The organism is Winogradskyella helgolandensis (assembly GCF_013404085.1).
In the GTDB taxonomy this organism is placed as follows: Bacteria; Bacteroidota; Bacteroidia; order Flavobacteriales; family Flavobacteriaceae; genus Winogradskyella; species Winogradskyella helgolandensis.
The window spans coordinates 3547501-3570942 of the sequence record NZ_JABFHO010000001.1; the positions used below are offsets into that span (position 1 = coordinate 3547501).

Annotated in this window: 24 protein-coding genes and 1 tRNA gene (1 of these 25 only partly in view); 14 read left to right on the forward strand and 11 right to left on the reverse strand. The window is 33.4% G+C overall.

Features of this window, described 5'->3' with window-relative positions; translation table 11 throughout:
* The 6 genes from thrS to HM992_RS15045 form a co-directional block, all read left to right on the forward strand.
* Window positions 1–910, forward strand: partial view of a threonine--tRNA ligase gene (gene thrS, locus HM992_RS15020; RefSeq protein WP_178984293.1) — the end only. Its footprint begins 1034 nt before the window's first position; 910 of the gene's 1944 nt are visible here — the last part of the coding sequence; its start codon lies off the left edge, out of view; the stop codon is at window positions 908–910.
* Window positions 911–945: 35 nt separating this feature from the next.
* A complete protein-coding gene (gene infC, locus HM992_RS15025; protein ID WP_178986876.1) occupies window positions 946–1494 on the forward strand; it encodes a translation initiation factor IF-3 in 549 nt (182 codons plus the stop codon).
* Between the two features lie 106 nt (window positions 1495–1600).
* A complete protein-coding gene (gene rpmI / locus HM992_RS15030) occupies window positions 1601–1798 on the forward strand; it encodes a 50S ribosomal protein L35 (RefSeq protein ID WP_038530922.1) in 198 nt (65 codons plus the stop codon).
* A gap of 107 nt (window positions 1799–1905) precedes the next feature.
* On the forward strand, window positions 1906–2250 hold the full coding sequence (gene rplT / locus HM992_RS15035) for a 50S ribosomal protein L20 (RefSeq protein WP_178984292.1): 345 nt from the start codon (window positions 1906–1908) through the stop codon (window positions 2248–2250).
* A 166-nt stretch (window positions 2251–2416) separates the two neighbouring features.
* A complete protein-coding gene (locus HM992_RS15040; RefSeq protein ID WP_179320257.1) occupies window positions 2417–5674 on the forward strand; it encodes an amidohydrolase family protein in 3258 nt (1085 codons plus the stop codon).
* Window positions 5675–5746: 72 nt separating this feature from the next.
* Complete coding sequence (locus HM992_RS15045) at window positions 5747–6550, forward strand: HAD family hydrolase (protein WP_179320258.1); 804 nt, start codon at window positions 5747–5749, stop codon at window positions 6548–6550.
* Here HM992_RS15045 and HM992_RS15050 read toward each other — a convergent pair.
* The 9 genes from HM992_RS15050 to tgt all read right to left on the reverse strand — a co-directional run bounded on the left by HM992_RS15050 (window position 6524) and on the right by tgt (window position 16233).
* Window positions 6524–6946 carry a secondary thiamine-phosphate synthase enzyme YjbQ gene (locus HM992_RS15050; protein WP_178984289.1) on the reverse strand — a complete coding sequence of 141 codons (423 nt, stop codon included), beginning with the start codon at window positions 6944–6946 and terminating at the stop codon, window positions 6524–6526. The genes HM992_RS15045 and HM992_RS15050 overlap by 27 nt on opposite strands.
* Before the next feature lie 17 nt (window positions 6947–6963).
* Window positions 6964–7242, reverse strand: coding sequence for an EF-hand domain-containing protein (locus tag HM992_RS15055; protein ID WP_179320259.1), 279 nt, complete (start codon window positions 7240–7242; stop codon window positions 6964–6966).
* Between the two features lie 426 nt (window positions 7243–7668).
* Window positions 7669–8853, reverse strand: a complete 1185-nt coding sequence (locus tag HM992_RS15060) for an asparagine synthetase B (RefSeq protein ID WP_394366264.1) — start codon at window positions 8851–8853, stop codon at window positions 7669–7671.
* 312 nt (window positions 8854–9165) lie between these two features.
* Window positions 9166–10200 carry an AI-2E family transporter gene (locus HM992_RS15065; protein ID WP_178984286.1) on the reverse strand — a complete coding sequence of 345 codons (1035 nt, stop codon included), beginning with the start codon at window positions 10198–10200 and terminating at the stop codon, window positions 9166–9168.
* Between the two features lie 69 nt (window positions 10201–10269).
* A complete protein-coding gene (dnaB, locus tag HM992_RS15070) occupies window positions 10270–11805 on the reverse strand; it encodes a replicative DNA helicase (RefSeq protein ID WP_178984285.1) in 1536 nt (511 codons plus the stop codon).
* A gap of 168 nt (window positions 11806–11973) precedes the next feature.
* Window positions 11974–12927, reverse strand: a complete 954-nt coding sequence (locus tag HM992_RS15075) for an acetyl-CoA carboxylase carboxyltransferase subunit alpha (protein WP_178984284.1) — start codon at window positions 12925–12927, stop codon at window positions 11974–11976.
* Window positions 12928–13072: 145 nt separating this feature from the next.
* Complete coding sequence (locus HM992_RS15080; RefSeq protein WP_179320261.1) at window positions 13073–13981, reverse strand: DMT family transporter; 909 nt, start codon at window positions 13979–13981, stop codon at window positions 13073–13075.
* On the reverse strand, window positions 13968–15044 hold the full coding sequence (locus HM992_RS15085) for an LptF/LptG family permease (protein ID WP_178984282.1): 1077 nt from the start codon (window positions 15042–15044) through the stop codon (window positions 13968–13970). The genes HM992_RS15080 and HM992_RS15085 overlap by 14 nt, the downstream gene beginning before the upstream one ends.
* 58 nt (window positions 15045–15102) lie before the next feature.
* On the reverse strand, window positions 15103–16233 hold the full coding sequence (gene tgt / locus HM992_RS15090; RefSeq protein WP_179320262.1) for a tRNA guanosine(34) transglycosylase Tgt: 1131 nt from the start codon (window positions 16231–16233) through the stop codon (window positions 15103–15105).
* 224 nt (window positions 16234–16457) lie between these two features.
* Here tgt and HM992_RS15095 point away from each other — a divergent pair, with 224 nt between their 5' ends.
* The 4 genes from HM992_RS15095 to HM992_RS15110 all read left to right on the forward strand — a co-directional run bounded on the left by HM992_RS15095 (window position 16458) and on the right by HM992_RS15110 (window position 19876).
* Window positions 16458–17303: a transketolase gene (locus tag HM992_RS15095; RefSeq protein ID WP_178984280.1), complete on the forward strand. Its 846-nt coding sequence runs from the start codon at window positions 16458–16460 to the stop codon at window positions 17301–17303.
* A 43-nt stretch (window positions 17304–17346) separates the two neighbouring features.
* Window positions 17347–18300: a transketolase family protein gene (locus HM992_RS15100; RefSeq protein ID WP_179320263.1), complete on the forward strand. Its 954-nt coding sequence runs from the start codon at window positions 17347–17349 to the stop codon at window positions 18298–18300.
* A gap of 58 nt (window positions 18301–18358) precedes the next feature.
* A complete protein-coding gene (locus HM992_RS15105) occupies window positions 18359–18952 on the forward strand; it encodes a porin family protein (RefSeq protein WP_179320264.1) in 594 nt (197 codons plus the stop codon).
* A gap of 324 nt (window positions 18953–19276) precedes the next feature.
* Window positions 19277–19876 (forward strand): outer membrane beta-barrel protein, encoded by a 600-nt coding sequence (locus HM992_RS15110; RefSeq protein WP_178984277.1) that lies wholly within the window; start codon window positions 19277–19279, stop codon window positions 19874–19876.
* 86 nt (window positions 19877–19962) lie between these two features.
* On the opposite strand, the gene HM992_RS15115 is transcribed toward HM992_RS15110, so the two are convergent.
* Complete coding sequence (locus HM992_RS15115) at window positions 19963–21015, reverse strand: FKBP-type peptidyl-prolyl cis-trans isomerase (protein WP_179320265.1); 1053 nt, start codon at window positions 21013–21015, stop codon at window positions 19963–19965.
* A 134-nt stretch (window positions 21016–21149) separates the two neighbouring features.
* Between HM992_RS15115 and HM992_RS15120 the strand changes: the two genes are divergently transcribed.
* The 3 genes from HM992_RS15120 to HM992_RS15130 all read left to right on the forward strand — a co-directional run bounded on the left by HM992_RS15120 (window position 21150) and on the right by HM992_RS15130 (window position 22693).
* Window positions 21150–21521, forward strand: a complete 372-nt coding sequence (locus tag HM992_RS15120) for an RNA-binding S4 domain-containing protein (protein WP_178984275.1) — start codon at window positions 21150–21152, stop codon at window positions 21519–21521.
* A gap of 78 nt (window positions 21522–21599) precedes the next feature.
* Window positions 21600–22184, forward strand: coding sequence for a methyltransferase domain-containing protein (locus HM992_RS15125; protein WP_394366265.1), 585 nt, complete (start codon window positions 21600–21602; stop codon window positions 22182–22184).
* A gap of 5 nt (window positions 22185–22189) precedes the next feature.
* Window positions 22190–22693, forward strand: coding sequence for a phosphoribosyltransferase family protein (locus HM992_RS15130; protein ID WP_178984273.1), 504 nt, complete (start codon window positions 22190–22192; stop codon window positions 22691–22693).
* Here the strand turns inward: HM992_RS15130 and HM992_RS15135 are convergent.
* Window positions 22685–23206, reverse strand: a complete 522-nt coding sequence (locus HM992_RS15135; RefSeq protein ID WP_179320267.1) for a shikimate kinase — start codon at window positions 23204–23206, stop codon at window positions 22685–22687. The two genes, HM992_RS15130 and HM992_RS15135, sit on opposite strands and share 9 nt — an antisense overlap.
* A gap of 128 nt (window positions 23207–23334) precedes the next feature.
* Here HM992_RS15135 and HM992_RS15140 point away from each other — a divergent pair.
* Window positions 23335–23407: transfer RNA gene (locus tag HM992_RS15140), tRNA-Lys, on the forward strand.
* The last annotated feature ends 35 nt before the right edge of the window (window positions 23408–23442 follow it).

Below are 23442 nucleotides of genomic sequence, written 5' to 3' on the forward strand. Positions count from 1 at the left end.
TGCTAAACCTTTTTCATATAAAGAATTACCCAAACGTTATGCCGAATTTGGTACTGTATACCGCTATGAACAAAGTGGTGAATTACATGGTTTAACTAGAGTTAGAGGCTTTACACAAGATGATGCTCATATTTTCTGTACACCAGATCAGTTGGACAAAGAGTTTAAAGACGTTATTGATTTAGTACTGTATGTCTTTGGATCATTAGGTTTCGAGAATTTTACAGCTCAGGTCTCACTAAGAGACCCTGAAAATCCTGATAAATATATTGGAAGTGACGAAAATTGGAAGAAAGCAGAAGAAGCTATTTTAAATGCTGCGAAAGATAAAGGTTTAAATTTTGTTGTGGAAACGGGTGAAGCAGCATTTTACGGTCCTAAGTTAGACTTTATGGTTAAAGATGCTCTTGGGCGTCAATGGCAATTAGGTACCATACAAGTTGATTATAATTTACCAGAACGCTTTGATTTATCTTATAAAGGTAGTGATAACGAAATGCATAGACCGGTTATGATTCACCGTGCTCCTTTTGGTAGTATGGAACGTTTTATAGCTATATTGCTAGAGCATACAGGTGGAAACTTCCCACTTTGGTTAATGCCAGAACAAGCAATTATACTCTCTATAAGTGAGAAATATGAAAAATACGCCGAAAAAGTTTTAATTTCGCTAGAAAATGACGAAATTCGCGCCCTCACAGACAACAGAAATGAAACTGTAGGTAAGAAAATTCGAGAAGCTGAAATGCAAAAGTTTCCGTTTATGATTATTGTAGGTGAGCAAGAAGAAAAAGACAATACAATAACAGTGCGTCAACATGGTGGTGAAGACCTTGGCACAATTACTGTAGAAGACTTTGTGAAAATAGTAAAAGATAGAATTAGTAAAAGTTTAAAAACTTTTAAATAATATTAAGTTTAATTTAAAATACAGAAGCCATAGCAATACGTAGAAACAGAAAGAATTTTACAAGACGTGTATCTCAAGAAGATAAACACCGTATAAATTCTAAAATCAGATCTGAAGAAGTAAGATTAGTCGGAGATAATGTTGAAATAGGTGTTTATCCTATAAAACAGGCATTATCCCTAGCCGACGAACAAGGTTTAGATCTCGTAGAGATTTCGCCAAATGCGAACCCTCCTGTTTGTAAAGTTATGGATTATAAAAAATTCCTTTACGAGCAGAAGAAACGAGAAAAAACATTAAAATCTAAAGCGACTAAAGTAATCGTTAAAGAAATTCGTTTTGGTCCTCAAACAGATGACCATGATTACGAGTTTAAAAAGAAACATGCAGAAAAGTTCCTAAAAGACGGAGCGAAATTAAAAGCGTTTGTTTTCTTTAAAGGACGATCCATTGTATTTAAAGAACAAGGTCAAATTTTATTATTAAAATTAGCCCAAGATCTTGAAGAATATGGAAAGGTAGAACAAATGCCTAAGCTAGAAGGAAAGCGAATGATTATGTTCATCGCACCTAAGAAAAAGTAGTTTAACTACGCTCAACTACCAACATAAATGTAGAGAGAAAAAATAATAAAAAGCTGATTTTCAGCAAAACGATAATAAGCGAAACGTAAATTAAACAGAGGAGAAAATGCCTAAAATGAAAACAAAATCGAGTGCTAAGAAACGTTTCAAACTAACTGGCACTGGTAAGATTAAAAGAAAGCATGCTTTTAAGAGTCATATATTGACAAAAAAATCTAAAAAGCGTAAGCTTAAATTAACTCATGATGGTTTGGTACACAAAGCAGATGAGAACAATATTAAAACATTATTACGTTTAAAGTAATTCTGTTTTAATCGGTTAAAACAATTTATAAACCCTGGAGTTAGGCAAAATAATTTAGCAAGTGTCTATTAATATAGACCGCCTACTACAAAAACACATTTAAGAGAATGCCAAGATCAGTAAATTCAGTAGCAAAAAGAGCCAGAAGAAAAAAGGTTCTTAAGCAAGCAAAAGGTTACTTCGGAAGACGTAAAAACGTTTGGACAGTAGCAAAAAATGCGGTTGACAAAGCGATGCAATATTCGTACAGAGACCGTAGAGTAAAAAAGAGAACATTCCGTTCGTTATGGATTATGCGTATTAACGCAGGTGCAAGACAGCATGGAATGAGCTATTCAAAATTTATGGGAGGATTAAAATCAAATAATATTGACTTGAACCGTAAGGTGCTTGCCGATTTAGCGATGAATCACCCAGATGCTTTTGAAGCTATAGTAAACAAAGTAAAATAGGCTTTTAGCCAAATTAATAACAACATTTCGCTTATAAGATCCGGTTCATTTATTTGAATCGGATTTTTTTATGTCTAATTATTAAAACTAAACCGTTTGCACAAAAGCATAATTATAGAAAATTCCTTTTTTATTTTTAACTTACGCTTTAATTAAAACTATTTCCATGAAGCGTATTCAACTTATTGCAACCCTCATTCTACTTGTTACTTTTAACGCTTTCAGCCAAGATAAAGATAAAACAAAATCATGGGATGTCTCCAATCCTGAAGGTGATTGGAATTTCAAAGAACTTAACCTTTCAACTAACGAAGGCACTTGGATGAATTTAGATGTGAGTCCGGATGGAAAAGCTATTGTTTTTGATTTATTAGGAGATATCTACATCATGGATAGCAATGGTGGTAAGGCTAAATTATTAAGAGAAGGTTTACCTTTTGAAATACAACCTCGCTTTAGTCCAGACGGTAAACACATCTCATTTACTAGTGATGCTGGTGGAGGCGACAACATATGGATTATGAACACTGATGGCTCTGATGCTAATCAAATAACAAAGGAAGATTTTAGATTACTAAACAATACAGTTTGGACACCAGATGGTGAGTATCTTATTGCCCGAAAACACTTTACTTCCGGTCGCTCTTTAGGAGCTGGTGAATTATGGATGTATCATAAAACTGGAGGTAGTGGTTTACAACTGACACAAAAGAAAAATGATCAACAGGATGTGAACGAACCCACTATATCTCCTGACGGAAAGTATTTATACTATAGTGAAGATGTGTATCCTGGAGGAGCTTTTCAATATAACAAAGATCCTAATAGCCAAATCTATGTCATCAATCGTTACAACATGAAAACAGGACAAACCACGAGAATCACAGGTGGTCCAGGAGGAGCTGCACGCCCTCAAATTTCTAGAGATGGAAAAAAATTAGCATTTGTAAAACGTGTTCGTACTAAAACTGTATTATATATTCACGATTTAGAAACAGGTGAAGAATGGCCTGTGTATGATCAACTGAATAAAGACCAGCAAGAAGCTTGGGCTATTTTTGGAGTCTATACCAACTTTAATTGGATGCCTAATAACGAAGACATCGTGATTTGGTCTGGCGGAAAAATTAATAAAATCAATATCAACTCTCTTAAAGTTTCAGATATCCCGTTTCAAGCAAACTCAACGATTAAAATTGCTAAAGCTGTGGAATTTGATACGCCTGTGGCACCAGATACTTTTGATGCTAAAGTGATTCGACATGCAACCACATCACCAGATGGAAAAACCATTGTTTTTAATGCGCTTGGCTATTTATACACCCAGAAATTACCTAACGGCAAAGCCAAACGATTAACTACTGGAACTGATTTTGAATTTGAACCGACCTTCTCACCCGATGGCAATTCAATCACTTATGTGACTTGGAATGATCAAAATTTAGGAGCTATCTATTCGATTCCTTCAACTGGCGGAACGTCTACAAAGTTAACTTCAGAAAAAGGCATTTACAGAAATCCGTCGTACTCACGTAATGGCAAACATATCGTCTATCGCAAAGAAAACGGGAACAACGAACAAGGTCGAACGTTTTCAAAAAAGCCAGGTTTGTATTTGATGAATAGTGATGGGACAAACACCAAATTTGTAACCAAAGAAGGAGAATTCCCAATGTTTAATGCTGATGATACACGAATTATTTACCAAAATGGCGGACAATTTTTTGGGGCTTTAACTAAAGAATTAAAAAGTGTTGATCTTAATGGTTTTGATGAACGTACGCTTGTAAAATCAAAGCATGGGAATATTTTGTTGCCAAGTCCTGATAGCAACTGGATTGCTTTTGTTCATTTACATAAAGTTTATTTAGCTCCAATGCCAAAATCTGGACATACTTTAGACTTAACCGATAAAACCAAATATGTTCCAGTTACGCAGCTTTCAAAAGATGCAGGTATCAATTTACATTGGTCTAAAGACAGCAAAATAGTACATTGGACCTTAGGAAATCAGTATTTTTCGGCAAATGCTTCGGAAGATGCTAAACTCGTTGAAAAAGGAATACATATTAATCTCGAAGCTAAAACGGATAAACCTTCAGGTAGAATTGCCTTAAAAGGAGCTCGCCTTATTACAATGGAAGGTGATGACGTTATTGAAAATGGAACTATCGTTATTAATAACAACATTATTGAAGCTATAGGAAATACTTCAGACATAACAATTCCTTCCGATGCAAAAGTCTATGATGTATCAGGAAAAACAATTATGCCAGGCATGGTAGATGCTCATGCGCATATTGGTGGGTTCAGATACGGATTAACAACACAAAAGCATTGGCAATTTTATGCGAATTTAGCTTATGGAGTGACGACCTCTCATGACCCCTCTGCACATACTGAAACCATTTTTGCACTTTCGGAATTACAAAAAACAGGGGAGCTTGTTGGGCCTCGCCTCTACTCTACAGGATTTATCCTTTATGGAGCCGATGGAGATTTTAAAGCTGTTATTAACAATCTTGAAGATGCACGTTCGTCTATTAGAAGAACAAAGGCTTTTGGTGCTTTATCTGTAAAGAGTTACAATCAACCAAGACGTGAGCAACGTCAACAAGTCTTACAAGCTGCTCGCGAGGAAGGGATTTTTGTCGTTCCCGAAGGTGGTTCAACGTTTTATCACAATATCACCATGGTTATGGATGGGCATACTGGAGTAGAACACAATATTCCTGTGGCTCCTGTATATAAAGATGTTTTAGAACTTTGGGGAAATAGTAATGTGGGTTACACACCAACACTTATTGTGAATTATGGAGGTATGAATAGTGAAGTGTATTGGTATCAAAAGACCAATGTTTGGGAGAATGAAAAGCTTCTAAAATATACTCCAAGAGCAATTATCGATTCACGTTCTAGACATCGTGTTATGGTTCCGGATGAAGAATATGAAAACGGTCATATTTTGGTATCTAAAACCACTAAAGCACTTAGTGATGCTGGTGTAAAAGTCAACCTTGGAGCGCATGGTCAATTACAAGGACTTGGAGCCCATTGGGAATTATGGTCACTTCAACAAGGCGGCATGACGAATCATGAAGCTTTAAAAGCAGCGACTATTAATAGTGCTAACTATATAGGTGCTGGTAACGATATTGGTTCTCTTAAAAAAGGGAAGTTAGCCGATTTAATTGTTATGGATAAAAACCCTTTAGAAAATATTAGAAATTCTGAAAGTATTATTTACACCATGATTAATGGTCGTATGTATGATACTGAAACCATGAATGAAATAGGAAATCATCCAAAAGAACGGACTGAATTCTATTGGGAAAATAATAAATATAACCAAGCATTTCCTTGGCATGAGGAATCGCAGAGTTTTACTCGAGAGGCTTGTGGCTGTAATGTGGGTTCGCATTAAAACAAAAACCGATTCAGTTATGAATCGGTTTTTTATTTCACTTAATTTGAATATAAATTATAAGCATATAATATGAAAGACGTTAAAATGGTAGTCACAGATATGGATGGCACATTATTAAATTCTAATCACGAAGTAAGCGAAAGGTTCTTTAAAATATTTGAAGACTTAAAGCAGCAAAACATTCAGTTTGTTGCCGCAAGTGGACGACCTTATTATAGCATTGTAGATAAACTTCAACCTATAAAAGATGATATTATTATTGTTGCTGAAAATGGTGGATTGGTCATTAAGAACGAAAACGTATTGCTTTCTAATCTACTTCATCCGAATCGATTAATAGAACTTTATAAATTAGTGACTACCATTGAAAACACCTATCCTATTTTCTGCACTAAAAATCGAGCCTTTATTCTTAGAGCATCTAATAATTTGGTAAAGACGTTTTCTGAATATTATTCAGTCTATACTATAATCGATTCTTTTGAAGAAATTACTGAAGACGTCATTAAAATAGCATTGTATCACACCACAAATTCTGAAGCTAATATCTTCCCATTTGTAAAACATCTAAAGCCAGAACTCAATGTTGTGGTATCTGGTAATCATTGGGTAGATATTTCTGAAGCGATTACTAATAAAGGAAATGCAATTACTTTTTTACAAAAGCAACTGAACATTACTCCTTCTGAAACTATGGTATTTGGAGATTACAATAACGATTTAGAAATGTTGAAATGCGCAGAATATAGTTACGCAATGGCCAATGCGCATCCTGATGTAAAAGCAGTTGCCAATTTCGAAACTGTATCTAATGATAATAATGGTGTAGAACTGGTTTTAGAAGCGTTAATTGCCGAAAGCCGTAAGGACTAACTGTCTTCCTCCTGCTCTATTTCTATGCTCGCAAAGGTAAACACCTTGCCAAATTCCGAGATTTAATTTACCATTTGTGATAGGAATTTGAACAGACGTTCCCATTAATGATGCTTTTATATGTGCAGGCATATCATCAGAACCTTCATAAGTATGCTGGTAATAAGCCTGATTTTCTGGAACCATTTTATTGATATGACTTTCAAAATCTAATCTAACCGTTGGATCTGCATTCTCGTTAATCGTTAAACTTGCAGATGTATGCTTAATGAATATTTGCAATTGTCCGATTTTAATCTGACTAATTTCAGGAATCGCATTTACTACTTCAGTGGTCACTAAATGAAAACCTCTTGAAAATGGTTGTAGTTTGATTTCCTTTTGAAAGAATTGCATAATATAATAATGGTTTTTTATTTCGATTGATCTGATATCTCATCAATAGCAGATTTAAATTCTTCCCAATTTATAAGGTGATCTCCATCTTTATCATAGCCTTCTATTAATTTTGAAGACACCATACCACGTATAAATCCGGTAATTTCAGCTTCTTTCAATAATTTTACAATTTCAGCTTTGTTTAGTTTTCCGTCTCCATCTTTATCGAAAAACTTAAAGGCGTCCTCTGGAGTTTTAAAATGATTTGTAATTAAAATTTGGATTTTGTTGAGTATCGTTTCTTTTGATAACATATCTATTGGGTTTCATTAAAAATAAGAAATAATACTTTGAAACTCTGATGTATTAACAAACAAAAAAAAGGTCCTGTTACTGTAACCTCAGATTTAGTTAATCAAAAACACTACTTGTTAATCAGTCTTACCAACATTTTCCCAAACCTCGGTTATGACAAACAGAATTAATTTATAACCGCTTTAAAAGCTTCTACATAGTATGTACTAGCTGTATCGTAATTCAATTGTAGTTTTAGACCCAATAATTATTGAATTTCCTCTTCATTTGTTTTAGTATATTCAGGCTTTATTCTTGTAGTAAGAAAGTCCTTTATCTAATTTATTTCCGAGATTAAGCTTTCTCCAAAATTTAAGATATCGCTATTTTTTCATCATGATTCATGAGTCAACAGGAAAAATAGTGCAATAATTATGTACTTCATATTACGTTTTCTGCTTCTTCTTTTTAGCCGCAGGAAATAATACATTGTTTAAAATTAGCCGATACCCTGGAGATGTGGGATGCAGGTCTAATTCCGTTTTTGGATCGCCTACTCTATGCGTGTAATCTTCAGGATCATGGCCTCCATAAAAGGTAAAAAAGCCTTTTCCTTTAATACCGTGAATATATTTAGCTTCTCCATTTGTTTTGTTTTCACCCATTACTAAGACGTTGGATTTTATTTGATCTCTACTAAATGAAGTTGTTTGTCCCATAAAACCTTTAACCAATGCGGTATGATTTTGAGTTAACATTGATGGAATTGGATCCCATTTTGCAGAATATTCCATAAGAGAAAAATAATCTACAGTCTTATTAATTTGTCGTTTTTGAGTCATATCTATAGACGAAAACTCGTAAACATTAGGACTACGTTCTAAAATATAATCTTTAAAAGCAAAGGTTTTAGAAAAATCGATTTTATTCTGATAACCTGGATCACTACCATCACCATCAAACATAGGCTCGCAAATATCTACACCTTCCGCTGAAAGTGCGATATCAAAACTATCTGTTGCAGAACACATGGCAAACATAAATCCACCACCAACTACATAATCCCTAATTTTAAGGGAAACAGCTGATTTCTCTTCTGAAACTTTATTGTAGCCTAATCGTTTGGCTAAGGCTTCTGCTTCTCTTTTATCTTCAATATACCAAGCAGCAGATCTATATGCTCTGTAGAATTTTCCATATTGACCTGTAAAATCTTCATGATGTAAGTGTAACCAATCATAAAGTAATAATTCATCATTCAAAACCTCTTCATCATAAATAGTTTCATAAGGAATTTCAGCATAGGTTAAAACCATAGTTACTGCATCATCCCAAGGTTTTAGCCCTGTTGGAGTATAAACCGCAATTTTTGGTGCCTTTTCCAAAACCACAGCTTCTTGATTTACTGCAGGACTCGCAATCTCTTCTAAAATCTGAGTCGCTTTTGCATCCGAAATTACCTCAAAAGAAACTCCTCTAATTTGGCACTCGCGCTGAATAATATCGGCATCTGGCAATAGAAATGAACCACCTCTATAATTAAGTAGCCACTTAACTTTTAGCTCACGCTCTAAGGTCCAATATGTTATTCCATATGCTTTTAAATGATTGCTTTGCGTTTCTGCATCCATTGGAATAAGAATATAGGAGGCATACGAATTGGCACTACATACGATTAGAAATAAGAAGAAGGCAATTTTTTTCAAGTTCATAGATTTAGAACGAAATATAACTATTTTTTAGTCTTTACGGACTTGATTTATCATTCTTTTAAGACCTCAATTAAATATGTAATGCGTTTATCTGTTATAAAATGAGAATGCGTTGCGCAGAGAAAACACATGCTTTTAGCTGATACACAATTAAATACCTGAAATCAATTAAAAATACCACTCTCAAACATCGAAACCCAAACTTTGTTACGACGAAATAACTAATAGTGTTTACTCTAATGAAGCTTCATTTCCAGATAGTAAGCTAGCTATGACTTTGGTACCTTCAAACTGTTCTAAAATAATTTTAATAAAAACAGTAATCGGAATCGCCATCACTAAACCCGGAATTCCCCATAGAAAGCCCCAAAACATCAGCATAACTAATACAGCAATCACGTTTATAGAAAAAGATTTCCCCATAAAAATTGGCTCTAAAACAGCACCAAATGTGACTTGCACCATTGAAATTGCAAAAATAAAGAAGAACAACGTACTTGTTGGATCTAGTTCTACAAAGGCAAAAATGGACAAGAATATTACCGAAATAAAGGAACCAACCATTTGTACAAAGTTAATAGCGAAGGCAAATAATCCCCAAAAAATTGGGAAGCTTACATCAAAAAACACACACATTAGCCCTGTAAATAGCCCTGTTAAAGCACTAACTAATACCTTTACTTTAATAAATTTTATAAGATCTTTTTCAATCTTCATGAAGGTTTTAACCGATGTATGTTTTCTTTTTAACAATGTATTATTCAGCAACTTATGAACATTAATGGATTCTGCTAACCATAATACTACAAAGAAAACGGTCATTAATAAACTGGTTAGGAAAGAATTTAAAAACCCAAGTGTAGATCCTAAATTTTCTTTTTGAAAGAACTGTCCTAAAAAGCCATGTTCTTGTTCAATCTCTATTCCAAAATTATCTAATAAATAAACTTTTAAGTCGGCTATTTTTAATTCAGCTTTAGATAAAAATTCCGTGTTATTCGCTAATATTTCTTTGCTAGATAATTGTACTAATTCAATACCTAATTTAAGTCCAACTGCAACCAGCAATAAAACAATAATTATGCTTACTACTTTGGGGAAATTTCGTCGTCCTAACCAACGCATTAATGGCAAAAACAATAGCGCAATAAACATTGAAAAAATCAATGGTATAAATATAAAGGACAATATCTTTAGTAAATAGAATACTAAAGGAACTGCTATAATTAGCAACAACACATTGGTTGTACGTCTTTGTTCTAACATGAGGCAACTTCTTTTAACTAAGCGTTCAAAGATACATCAAAATACACTTTTCATTTCCATAAATCACTGTTAAAATGGTACTCCATCATCTTCTGGCCCACCAAAGGCATCTGAAGCTGAAGGAAATTTATCAGGACTAAATGTATTATCGTTAGCTGCATCATTCATTTTAGAATGAAACTCTGCACCAAAAGGAGTATCAAAATCATCTAAATTATCAAACTTACCTAAATGACCGATAAACTTCAATCGTATATTTTCTAGACCACCATTTCTATGTTTTGCGACAATGAATTCACCCTGACCCTCAGTTGGAGAACGTTCTTCATCATCCCATTCGTCAATTTTATAATATTCTGGTCTATATATAAACGCCACAATATCTGCATCTTGCTCAATCGCACCAGATTCACGTAAATCAGATAATAAAGGGCGTTTACTACCTCCACGCGTTTCTACAGCACGCGATAACTGTGATAAGGCAATTACAGGAATACTTAATTCTTTTGCTAACGCTTTAAGGTTTCGAGAAATCATGGAAATTTCTTGTTCACGATTACCTCCTTTTTGACTACCACCTGCCGTCATTAATTGCAAGTAGTCAATCATAATCATCTTAATACCGTATTGCGATGCTAAACGACGTGCCTTTGCTCTTAAATCGAAAATAGAAAGCGATGGTGTGTCATCAATAAATAAAGGTGCTTGCTCTAAAGTTTTTACTTTAACGTTAAGCTGCTCCCATTCGTGCTTTTCTAATTTACCAGTTCTTAATTTTTCTGAAGATAAGCCAGTTTCACTAGAAATTAAACGGGTTATTAATTGAACTGAAGACATCTCCAGAGAAAAGAATGCAACGGGTGTATTACTATTAACAGCAACGTTTCTTGCCATTGTAAGTGTTAAAGCTGTTTTACCCATACCTGGACGAGCAGCAACAATAATTAAATCACTTGGCTGCCAACCTGAGGTTAATTTATCGAGTTTATCAAAACCAGAAGCGACACCACTCATCCCCTCTTTATTAGACATTTCCTCAATTTTCTTTTTCGCTTGAATAACTAAACTCTGAGCAGATTCTGTAGATTTCTTAACGTTACCTTGGGTGACTTCATATAATTTTGCTTCAGCTGTATCTAAAAGGTCAAAAACATCCTTAGTTTCGTCATAAGCTTCTTCTATAATTTCGTTTGAAATTTTAATTAAACTTCTCTGAATAAATTTTTGAAGGATAATACGTGCATGAAACTCAATATGTGCCGAAGATGATACGCGTTGTGTTAAAGAAATGAGGTAAAAATCACCACCAATAGCTTCTAACTTTTCATCTTTCTTTAATTGGCTCGAAACAGTTAATAAGTCAATAGGCTCACTGTTTTCGAAAAGTTTAAAAATGGCTTCAAAAATGTGTTTGTGTGCTTCTTTATAAAAAGAATCTGGACTTAAAATATCAATTACTTCGTCTACACCTTTTTTATCAATCATCATCGCCCCAAGCACAACCTCTTCTAAATCAGTTGCTTGTGGCGGAATTTTTCCTTTTTCTAAACTAATGATAGTGCTTTTATCAACTTTGTAGCCTTGTACTGGATTGGGTTGTTTCATAAGTAACAAAAGTAGTTAAATAGTGTTGAGAAAATGAAGATGATCGCTTTACGATGTCAACATATCATCAACAATCTAACTGTTAATAACTTGATTTTATTGTTAATAGCGCCAAAAAAAACCGAAGCCAAAACTTCAGTTTTTTTTAGTACCCTATGTTCGTTGGAATTAGTCTTTATAGACTCCCATAGCGTCATATTTTTCCATACGTTGCTTTACTAAATCTTTTGGTGATAAGTTTTTAAGCTCTTCATAAGATTTAACTATGGCGTCTTTTACAGCCGAAAATGTTTTGTTTCTATCGGTATGCGCACCACCAAGTGGTTCTTTAATAATAGAATCTACAAGCTTCATACGCTTCATATCTTTAGCTGTAAGTTTTAAAGCTTCCGCTGCTTGTTCTTTATATTCCCAGCTCCTCCATAATATAGAAGAACAAGATTCTGGTGAAATCACAGAATACCAAGTATTCTCTAACATCATCACACGATCACCTACTCCAATGCCTAAAGCTCCACCTGAAGCACCTTCACCAATAATAATAGTAATGATTGGTACTTTAAGACGTGCCATTTCTAAGATATTTCTAGCAATTGCTTCTCCTTGTCCACGCTCTTCAGCTTCCAATCCAGGATAAGCACCGGGAGTGTCTATTAAAGTTACCACAGGAATTCCGAATTTCTCAGCAGATTTCATAAGTCGTAATGCTTTACGGTAGCCTTCTGGATTAGACATTCCGAAATTGCGATACTGCCTTGTTTTGGTATTAAATCCTTTTTGTTGACCAATAAACATATATGATTGATCACCAATTTTACCTAATCCACCAATCATGGCTTTATCATCCTTAACATTTCGGTCTCCGTGTAACTCCAAAAATGTATCTCCACAAAGTGCTTTAATATGATCTAAAGTATAAGGTCTATTAGGATGACGAGACAACTGAACACGTTGCCAAGCCGTAAGGTTTTTGTAAATATCTTTCTTCGTTTCAGCGAGCTTTTTTTCAATCTGTTTACAGGTTTCAGTAACATCTACTTCACTTTCCTTGCCTATAATTTCACATTTATCTAGTTGCTCTTCTAGTTCTTTTATTGGTAATTCAAACTCTAAATATTCCATACAATTTGAAGTTAGTTTTGTTTTAGTTAGTATAGTTAGGGTACAAACCTACGTATTCTTATTTCGATATTAGAAAAAATATATAAAAAAGTAAGTTCACATTTCAATTTACAAAAATAGAATTTATTAAATAAACTATAAAAATTTAATTGGTAATACTGCTTGTGTTATTTCTTCTCCTTTTATAATTTTTAAAAACGGCATCAAATAAAACGGTAACTAAAACAAGCACAGCACCTATATAAAATTGTGGAGACATCTTTTCTGTTTCAGGAAAAAGGACTAACGCGATGGCTATTCCGTAAACAGGTTCTAAATTATAGCTTAAAATTGCTGTAAAAGGACTTATATAACGCATAATATCTACCGAGCCAATAAATGCATAGGCTGTACAAACTGAAGCTAAAATAAATAAGTAAACCCAATCAGAAGTTGAGAGTGTAAAAAATTCGGCATTAAAACTTTTTCCTGTTAATAGAATAAATACCGTTAAAAAAAGCACTCCACTTATAAATTCATAAAATGAAATAACTGTTGCGCTATGTCGCTCAATAAAAAGACCATTTATTACCGCAAATAATGTTGAGAATAATGCAGAGAACAAGCCTAAAATGATACCATTAATATATCCCATTTCACTACTCGTAATTAAAAACACACCGAGAATCACAATGATTCCAAAGATAATTTCATAACCTAAAATACGACGTTTAAACAGAATGGGTTCTATAAAAGAGGCGAAAAATGCACCTGAGGAAAACATAGCTAAAGCAATAGAAACATTAGCCTGATTAATAGCTTCAAAAAAAGTAATCCAGTGTAGAGCTATGATAATACCAGCCAGAAAAAAATTTGAAAGTGATTTTTTAGATACTTTGATATTTATCCTCACAATTTTAATGTAAATAAACATTAAAATTCCGGCCATTGCCATCCTATACCAAACAAGTTCTAGTGCTCCAATGGTAATTAGTTCGCCTAAAATCGCTGTAAAACCAGCAATTACAACAAGAACATGTAAGTGTAAATAATGCTTTAGTTTAGCGTTTTGCATTTTGAAGTAGATATATGGCTAAAATACCAAATATTACATTAGGAAACCATACAGCAACTATAGCTGGAAAATCAGATTGTTCTGCCATTACGCCAAAAACCTTATCAAAGAAAACATAAATCATAGCAATAGCAATACCAACGGCAAGGTTAGTACCCATGCCTCCTCTTCGTTTTACTGAAGACACAGCAACCGCTATAATGGTAAGAATAAATATAGAAACAGGTAAACTCCATTTTCGTAATTTTACAACTTCATAGCGTCCTATATTAGGTGAGCCTCTCCGTTTTTCTGCAGCAATAAACTTAAGTAATTCACCATAAGGTTTTGTTTCTGCAGCATATTGAACAGGTGTTAAATCTTCCAATTCAAATGGAAATTGCATTAGTTTTTGACTCTCTTCTTCTACCGTTTCAATGCCATCATTAAATGACCGTTTTATATAGGTAGTAAGTTTATATGCACTATCCTTTTCAACATAACTAATTCTGTCTGCAAAAATTTTGTATTTCAGTTCGTTGCCTTCAAAATGTTCGTATGTAAATTTTAAGCCTGTATTGGTCTTGGGTATAAAATTACTGACGTAGATATAGTCTTGATCATTAATTTGTTGGTAAACATCTTTGGTTTGCTGAACGGATCTATTCTTTCTTAAATACTTATATTTAAATTCATTAAATCCCTGACTTGCAATAGGTGCTAAATACATCCCTAAAAACAAAGCAAATCCAGCCACCATGGTAGCTCCAATTAAATACGGTCTTAAGAACCTTGAAAACGAAACTCCTGAACTTAAAAAAGCCACGATTTCTGTATTATTAGCCAACTTAGAAGTAAACCAAATAACGGATAGAAATAAAAATAATGGAAATAAAAGGTTCGCAAAATAAACTGTAAAATCTAAATAATAATATGCAATCTCACCAAACGGCACATCATTTTCTAACATTTTACCAACCTTCTCAGCTAAATCTACTATTATACCGATAGGAACAAACAGCAATAACATCATTAGAAATGTAAATAAATACCGTTTTAATATGTACCAATCTAGAATTTTCAAGTCTTATCGTTTATTGTTTGTTGTTTAGTTGAAATGCATTCTTATTCGATTTCAATTTCTATAATCGGTTATCCATTTGCTTCACCATTTTATCCTTCCAAGCTCTAAAATCACCTGCAATAATATGTTTTCTAGCTTCTCTAGTTAACCAAAGATAAAAACCTAGATTATGTATAGTAGCAATTTGCTTTCCTAATAATTCATTAACCGTAAATAAATGTCTTAAATACGCTTTAGTATATTCGGTATCTACAAATGTAATTCCCATTTCATCTACAGGCGAAAAATCATTAGCCCATTTTAAATTTTTGATATTAATTGAGCCATGAGCTGTAAACAACATGCCGTTTCTAGCATTTCTTGTTGGCATTACACAATCAAACATATCTACACCTAACGCTATATTTTCTAATATATTGATTGGTGTACCAACTCCCATTAAATATCGCGGTTTGTCTTCTGGTAAAATATTACAAACGATATCTGTCATAGCATACATTTCTTCCGCTGGCTCACCAACTGAAAGTCCACCAATAGCATTCCCTTCTGCTCCTGCATTGGCAATATATTCTGCAGATTGCTCACGTAAATCTTTATAACAACTTCCTTGAACAATCGGAAAAAATGTTTGTTCATAATCGTACTTAAAAGGTGTTTTTTTTAGATGCGTTAAACAACGTTCTAACCAACGATGTGTCATATGCATAGAACGTTTTGCATAATTATAGTCACAAGGATAAGGTGTACACTCATCAAAAGCCATAATAATATCGGCACCAATACTTCGCTGAACTTCCATCACGTTTTCTGGTGTGAACACATGGTAACTACCATCAATATGTGATTTAAACTTTACACCTTCTTCTTTTATCTTTCGATTCGAAGACATTGAATATACTTGGTAACCACCAGAATCGGTTAAAATATTACGATCCCAATTCATAAATTTATGCAAACCTCCAGCTTGTTCTAAAATTGGAGTTTGAGGCCTTAAATAGAGATGATAGGTATTTCCAAGAATAATATCTGGATTAATATCATTCTTCAACTCACGTTGATGCACTCCTTTTACGGATGCTACAGTTCCAACTGGCATAAAAATAGGTGTTTCTATGGTGCCATGATCTGTAGTAATGGTTCCTGCTCTTGCTTTAGTTTCTTTATCGTTTGCTACTCTTGTAAATTTCATGTATAATAAGTCAGACGGCAAATATAAATAACTCTATTACATTCCTTCTTAAATTAGATTTAAAAAATAGGTGCTTATCAATATTTGGAATAGGCACTTCAATTTTTAAAATTTTCGACATATTGTTAGCAAATCATACAATTCGTTAATAAGTGCATCATGTCAACTTTTGATAACCCTTAGTAAAAAGTTATTTTTGTGGCATAAAACTTAAGCAATATAACATGCCAAACATTAAAGAATTAACTGATTTAACTACTCAAGTTCGTAGAGATATTATACGAATGGTACACAAGGTAAACTCTGGTCATCCAGGAGGATCACTAGGCTGTGCTGAATTTTTTGTTTCTCTATACCAAGAGCTGATGGAAAGAAAAGACGGTTTTGATATGGACGGAATTGGAGAAGATTTATTTTTCCTTTCAAACGGACATATTTCACCTGTATTTTATAGCGTATTGGCAAGATCTGGATATTTTCCTGTTGAAGAGCTGAATACTTTTAGACTTATTGACTCGCGTTTACAAGGCCATCCAACAACACATGAAGGGTTACCTGGAATCCGAATCGCTTCTGGTTCATTAGGTCAAGGAATGTCTGTTGCACTTGGTGCAGCACAAGCCAAAAAATTAAACAATGATGATCATTTAGTTTATAGTCTTCATGGTGATGGTGAATTACAAGAAGGCCAAAACTGGGAAGCTATAATGTATGCTTCAGCTAAAAAAGTAGATAATCTTATTTCTACGATAGATTTAAACCAACAACAAATTGATGGTTCTACTGACGATGTTTTACCAATGGGTAGCATAAGAGCAAAATTTGAAGCTTTTGGCTGGATCGTTTTAGACATTGAAAAAGGGAACGATATTGAGTCTATTCTTAAAGGTATGAAAGAAGCAAAATCATTAACAGGACAAGGAAAACCTGTTTGTGTTCTTTTACATACGGTTATGGGTAATGGAATCGATTTTATGATGCATACACATGCTTGGCATGGAAAAGCTCCTAACGATGAGCAATTAAAGGAAGGTTTATCTCAAAATCCTGAAACATTAGGAGATTACTAAAAAAAGTCTAATTAAACAGATACCCATTTTTATGGGCATTATTATGAAAACATACACATATACAGAAAAAAAAGATACAAGAAGTGGTTTTGGAGCCGGTTTAACTGAACTTGGAAGAACAAACCCTAATGTCGTTGCCTTATGTGCTGACTTAATTGGATCTTTAAAAATGGATCAATTCATTGAGGAAAATCCAGAACGTTTTTTCCAAATCGGAATTGCTGAAGCTAATATGATGGGCATTGCTGCTGGTTTAACTATTGGTGGAAAAATTCCATTTACAGGAACGTTTGCTAATTTCTCAACGGGACGCGTTTATGATCAAATTCGTCAATCTATTGCTTACTCTGGTAAGAATGTGAAAATTTGTGCATCTCACGCAGGATTAACTTTAGGAGAAGATGGTGCAACGCATCAAATTTTGGAAGATATCGGCTTAATGAAAATGTTACCAGGAATGGTGGTTATTAACCCTTGTGATTACAACCAAACAAAAGCGGCGACTATTGCCATTGCAGATTATGATGGCCCTGTTTATTTAAGGTTTGGTCGTCCGTCTGTGCCAATTTTTACACCTGCTGATCAGAAATTTGAAATAGGCAAAGCGATTAAATTTACTGAAGGTTCAGATGTTACTATTGTTGCTACAGGTCACTTAGTTTGGGAAGCTTTAGAAGCATCAAAAGCATTGCATGAAGCAGGTATTTCTGCTGAAGTAATTAATATTCACACCATAAAACCACTAGATGAGAAAGCTATTTTAGATTCTGTGGCTAAGACAAGATGTATCGTTACTGCTGAAGAGCATAATCATCTTGGAGGTCTTGGAGAAAGTGTTGCTAGAGTATTAGCACAGCACAATCCTACTCCTCAAGAATTTATAGCAACAAACGATACTTTTGGAGAATCTGGAACACCAGCACAACTAATGGATAAGTATGGTTTAAATAGTGAAGCGATTCAAAATGCTGTTAAAAAAATACTGAAAAGGAAATAATTATATTTAATAGCGGCATTCATACAACTGAATGCGAATATTTAAACATTAGAAAATTGTGAATAATTTAAAAAGATTAATCATCACAAGTGCATTTTTTGCTCTTGTAGGGTTTACAGCCTCTGGTCAAAATCCAATTTCTTATGGAATTAAAGGTGGTTTAAATTATGGTGCTACAGGAGAATACTTTGATGCACTTAGCTTTAATCGCAGTAATCCGGATAAAAACATAGGTTACCATATTGGTGTTTTTGGCAAGATGGGTGATGAAATTTATTTAAGACCTGAGGTTGTTTACACCGCTATCAAAAGTGATTACGATAATGCTGAATTCAATGTTAGAAAAATTGATGTTCCTATCTTAGTAGGTGTTCAACTTATAGATCATTTAAGTGTATTTGCTGGACCCGCTATGCAATTTATCCTAGATTCAGATTTTCGCGGTATCGATATAGACAATATTCGACACAAATTTAGAGTTGGTTTTAATTTTGGAATTGCTGTTGATTTCAATACAATAGGTATTGATTTAAGATATGAAAGAGGTTTTGACAATAATGAAGCTTCCTTTAAAGAAGAAAATCAAGGTAGATACAGTAGAATTGACACCAAGCCTAACCATCTAATTTTGAGCGTATCGCTAACGCTTTAGTTTTAATCAGAAAAAAGTCATAATCTAAAATATTTAGGTTTTAGTAATATTGGGCGCAGTAACAATTCATTAGACATTATGTTTAATCGTTTTTCAACTGCGTTCAACATCACTATAATGCTTATATGGTTTATCGTCTTTCTAAATTTCAAAAAAAAACACCCTGTAATTAACACTTATATTAGGTGATACAACTTCTAAATAATTAAAGTTTAAAAAGCCCTGCGATTCAAAATGCTGTTAAAAAAATACTGAAAAGGAAATAATTTTGATTTGGCATCGTTTTTGGAAGTGAGTACCTAATCTTATAAAAAAACGAACATTATGAAAAATTTAAAGAAAACAGTTATTGCAACTCTGGTTTTTGCTTTTGTTGGATTTTCAATGAATGCACAAAATGGAGGTTCATTTGGAATTAAAGGTGGACTAAATTATGGTGCCAATGGCGATTATTTTGAATCTGCTAGTTCTAATGCTAAACATCCGGATCGTAATATTGGATATCATATTGGGCTTTTTGGAAAAATAGGGAACAAATTTTATTTGAAACCTGAGTTGGTTTATACAGCTACCAAAAGTGATTATAGTAGTGATGTGTTTTCTGTTAAGAAAATTGATGCTCCTATATTAGTTGGTATAAGAGTATTAGGACCTGTTAGTGTTTTTGCAGGACCGTCTTTACAGTATATTTTAGACACAGAGTTTGAAGGCATAAATATAGATAATGTGGAAGAAGATTTCTCTGTGGGATTAAATTTTGGAATCGGACTTAGCTTTAATACTATAGGAATTGACTTAAGATACGAAAGAGGCTTTAGTGATAACGAAGCTACTTTTATTGATAATAACTTAGGTGCTGGAGTTGTAAGTAGAATTGATACAAGACCAGATCAATTAATTTTAAGTTTATCTATTGCGCTTTAACACTAGAAAAAAAATAGTAAAATAAGAAAGCCGCTCAATAATTTTGAGCGGCTTTCTTATTTCAAAAAATTAACGAATTTTAATTTCTAAATTTCATTATAATTAATACTAATATCTGGATCTAAATAATCTGGTGTGCCATCATTATTAGAATCTGCTATAGTTACTGTTTTAATAGTAATTACTCCGCTTATTTGACTTCTAGTTCTCTCAAACTCATTAGCAGCAAGTATAGGCTCTTCTTCCCCTAGGTTGGTATCTACAGTATATGTTGTAGGAATTAATTCATCTATTGTATAAACAAGATCTCCATCATCATCATTATCAATAAAGTTTAGATAAAAATCTTCATCGGAATCATCATTTGTCACGTCCAAATCGCCATCTATATCTTCAAGATAAGAAGGAATGCCGTCATTATCATGATCTTCAACTTCAAACTGTAATAATTCGAATTTGAACATAAGATTATCATAAACTGAACCTGTAGTAGAACCAGAAAAATAACCTAATCCAGAAGGAATAAACATAACACCCAAACCTGGATTAGTAAAACTGAAATTACCATTGCCGTCAATTTCATAATCAGAAGCAGTATTGAACGTTGGCATTACAAGTTGCCATGCTTTAATTACACCAAAGGAATTTCCATCAGACTGCAAATTCAAATCTTCAGGCGTAGCACTAGAATCAAAAACTTCATAAGTCCCATCCAAAGCTTCATTTATTGAACTGCCGCTATATCTCACACGAACCATATCTGTAAACGTTGGAGAATCACCATCACCTTGGTTTATATTTAAAACGTAATACTCATAGTCAGCTTCAAGATACGTAGCACTGCGTTCTTCAACAGCAGTCATTAACAATGTATGATTCTCTGGTACAGTTTCATCTTCTGCCAATGGTGTAATAATGATATCTGTATATTTATGATTAGAACCCGTTTCAAAAAAACCCGAGTTATAATAATGTGAAGTTAAATACGCGACTAACGAGTCTTTATCTTTAGCTTGTTGCTCTGTTCTATCTTCTTCAACGAAAGAATCAGAATCATCATCGTCATCACTTTTACAAGAGATAGCGACACTAAATAAAAGCAGTAGTAAAAGACTAAATTTTAATATTTTAATTTTCATAGAAACTTATTATAGACGTTTTAAACCATCACAGTGTAAAAACGGCGTTCATTATTGCTTATTTTTAACGCGCAAGATACAATAATATAATATTTTTGCACTACAACATTAACGTAGTTTTTAGTAAAAAAGATATGCGAATTGATAAATATTTATGGTGTGTACGGTATTACAAAACAAGAAGTATTGCGACAAAAGCGTGTAAAAAAGGACAAGTTAAAGTTAATGGTGCTGCTGTAAAACCGTCGAGAGAAGTGTTCCCTACCGATAAGATTGAACTTAGAAAAGATCAAATAATCTATCAGCTTACCGTTAACGATTTACCACCAAATCGTGTGGGTGCAAAACTAGTTGATATTTATAGGGTAGACACCACACCAAAATCTGCTTTTGAAGCCAAAGAGCTCTTAAAATACAGTAAAGATTATTACAGAAAGAAAGGCACAGGACGACCTACAAAGAAAGATAGACGTGATATTGATGACTTTTATGATGATGAAGAATAAAATTGAACTAAAAGTTAAAGTTGAGGTTGAAAAAATAGAAGTATTACCATAAACCAACTCTGTCTGATTATGAATATAATGAACAAAGCATATTGGGAAGAGCGTTACACATCTAACAAAACGGGTTGGAATATCGGCTATGCTTCTACTCCACTAAAAGCGTATTTTAATCAACTTGAAAATAAATCTTTAAAGATTTTAATTCCAGGAGCCGGTAATAGTTATGAAGCCGAGTACTTGTGGAATAACGGTTTTAAAAACGTATATGTATTAGATTTTGCGAAGCAACCTTTAGATAATTTTAAAAAGCGTTTGCCAGAGTTTCCTCAAAATCAACTATTAAATGCTAACTTTTTTGAATTAGACGATAGCTTTGACCTCATTGTAGAACAAACTTTTTTCTGCGCACTAAATCCAAGCTTAAGATTAAATTATGTTAAGCAAATGCATCAATTATTAAAACCAAACGGAAAACTTATAGGGCTATTATTTAATATAGAGCTCACTACGGTTGGACCTCCTTTTGGTGGTAACATTTCAGAATACCAATCGCTTTTTAAACAGACATTCGAGATAAAAATTTTAGAAACTTCAATTAATTCTATAAAAGAAAGACAAGGTAATGAACTGTTTTTTATCTTTGAAGTTGATAACACCAAATAAGTCCTATGGCATTAACAAAAAATACAATTTTAAGTCATAAAGAAATTGAGCACAAGATAAAACGCATTGCTTATCAAATCTACGAAAGCAATGTGAATGAAACAGAGCTTATTATTGCTGGTATTGAAAGCAATGGTTATCTGCTTGCAAAGAAAATAAAATCTAATTTAGATAAGATCTCGGACATCAATTCTACCTTATGTAAAGTCACTATAAACAAGTCTGAACCAACTGAACCTATTAAAACATCTATTACCAAAGAAGAATACTCTAATAAATCATTGGTGTTAATTGATGATGTTCTAAATTCCGGCAGTACATTAATATATGGTATAAAACATTTTTTAGATGTGCCATTAAAACAGTTTAAAACAGCTGTGCTAGTAAATCGTAATCATAAAAAATATCCTGTAAAAGCAGATTTTAAAGGTATTTCACTATCGACTTCCTTATTTGAGCATGTTCATGTGAACTTGTCAAAACAACCATATGAAGCTTATTTAGATTAGATGCGCAACAAGGTCTTCTAAAATTTCTTGTTTTGTTTTATTATCGGTGTTTAAAGTAAATTGTGATTTACTATAATACTGCGTGCGTTCAAATAAGTGCTTCCCTATAAATTCTAACAATTCGGTTTCTGTATTTAAATGACTAATTAAAGGTCGCTTTTCACGTTCCTTAAATAGGCGCTTTGCTAAAAGCGGAATTGAAAGTTTAAGATAAAAGGACACCAAATCTGTATTTCCGGTTAATAAGTCCATGTTAGTTCCATAACAAGGTGTACCACCACCTAATGCCAATACAAGGTTTTCAGACGTATTAATTAGCTCCTTTAAATACTCTGTTTCCTTTTTTCTAAAGTAGATTTCACCTTTCATTTTAAATAAATTGGATATTGAGGTATTTTCTTTATCAGAAATGTAATCATCTAAATCTAAAAAACTATAATTCAATACTGTAGCTAATTCCTTACCTAAAGTAGATTTTCCCGAGCCCATATACCCTATTAAAACTATTATCATAGTACTTATTAATTGATTATTAAACCTATAGATTTATTCACAACAAAAAAACGAAAAAAAATTAAAAAAAGTGTTGTTAAATTAAAGAAAGCTTATATATTTGCACCCTCGTTAGAGAAAAGCATTTTGACCAGTTAGCTCAGTTGGCAGAGCATCTCCCTTTTAAGGAGAGGGTCCTGGGTTCGAGCCCCAGACTGGTCACTAAAAAAGTTAAGCATTACGCTTAACTTTTTTTT

Bases quoted from the DNA above. Each gene is read 5' to 3' on its own strand.
- HM992_RS15130 (WP_178984273.1), top strand. From the start codon at position 22,190: ATGGCATTAACAAAAAATACAATTTTAAGTCATAAAGAAATTGAGCAC.
- HM992_RS15100 (WP_179320263.1), top strand. From the start codon at position 17,347: ATGAAAACATACACATATACAGAAAAAAAAGATACAAGAAGTGGTTTT.
- HM992_RS15040 (WP_179320257.1), top strand. From the start codon at position 2,417: ATGAAGCGTATTCAACTTATTGCAACCCTCATTCTACTTGTTACTTTT.
- HM992_RS15045 (WP_179320258.1), top strand. From the start codon at position 5,747: ATGAAAGACGTTAAAATGGTAGTCACAGATATGGATGGCACATTATTA.
- HM992_RS15115 (WP_179320265.1), bottom strand. From the start codon at position 21,015: ATGAAAATTAAAATATTAAAATTTAGTCTTTTACTACTGCTTTTATTT.
- HM992_RS15060 (WP_394366264.1), bottom strand. From the start codon at position 8,853: ATGGATGCAGAAACGCAAAGCAATCATTTAAAAGCATATGGAATAACA.
- dnaB (WP_178984285.1), bottom strand. From the start codon at position 11,805: ATGAAACAACCCAATCCAGTACAAGGCTACAAAGTTGATAAAAGCACT.
- HM992_RS15080 (WP_179320261.1), bottom strand. From the start codon at position 13,981: ATGCAAAACGCTAAACTAAAGCATTATTTACACTTACATGTTCTTGTT.
- HM992_RS15125 (WP_394366265.1), top strand. From the start codon at position 21,600: ATGAACAAAGCATATTGGGAAGAGCGTTACACATCTAACAAAACGGGT.
- HM992_RS15055 (WP_179320259.1), bottom strand. From the start codon at position 7,242: ATGTTATCAAAAGAAACGATACTCAACAAAATCCAAATTTTAATTACA.
- HM992_RS15050 (WP_178984289.1), bottom strand. From the start codon at position 6,946: ATGCAATTCTTTCAAAAGGAAATCAAACTACAACCATTTTCAAGAGGT.
- HM992_RS15065 (WP_178984286.1), bottom strand. From the start codon at position 10,200: ATGTTAGAACAAAGACGTACAACCAATGTGTTGTTGCTAATTATAGCA.
- HM992_RS15075 (WP_178984284.1), bottom strand. From the start codon at position 12,927: ATGGAATATTTAGAGTTTGAATTACCAATAAAAGAACTAGAAGAGCAA.
- HM992_RS15095 (WP_178984280.1), top strand. From the start codon at position 16,458: ATGCCAAACATTAAAGAATTAACTGATTTAACTACTCAAGTTCGTAGA.
- HM992_RS15135 (WP_179320267.1), bottom strand. From the start codon at position 23,206: ATGATAATAGTTTTAATAGGGTATATGGGCTCGGGAAAATCTACTTTA.
- HM992_RS15120 (WP_178984275.1), top strand. From the start codon at position 21,150: ATGCGAATTGATAAATATTTATGGTGTGTACGGTATTACAAAACAAGA.
- tgt (WP_179320262.1), bottom strand. From the start codon at position 16,233: ATGAAATTTACAAGAGTAGCAAACGATAAAGAAACTAAAGCAAGAGCA.
- HM992_RS15110 (WP_178984277.1), top strand. From the start codon at position 19,277: ATGAAAAATTTAAAGAAAACAGTTATTGCAACTCTGGTTTTTGCTTTT.
- rpmI (WP_038530922.1), top strand. From the start codon at position 1,601: ATGCCTAAAATGAAAACAAAATCGAGTGCTAAGAAACGTTTCAAACTA.
- rplT (WP_178984292.1), top strand. From the start codon at position 1,906: ATGCCAAGATCAGTAAATTCAGTAGCAAAAAGAGCCAGAAGAAAAAAG.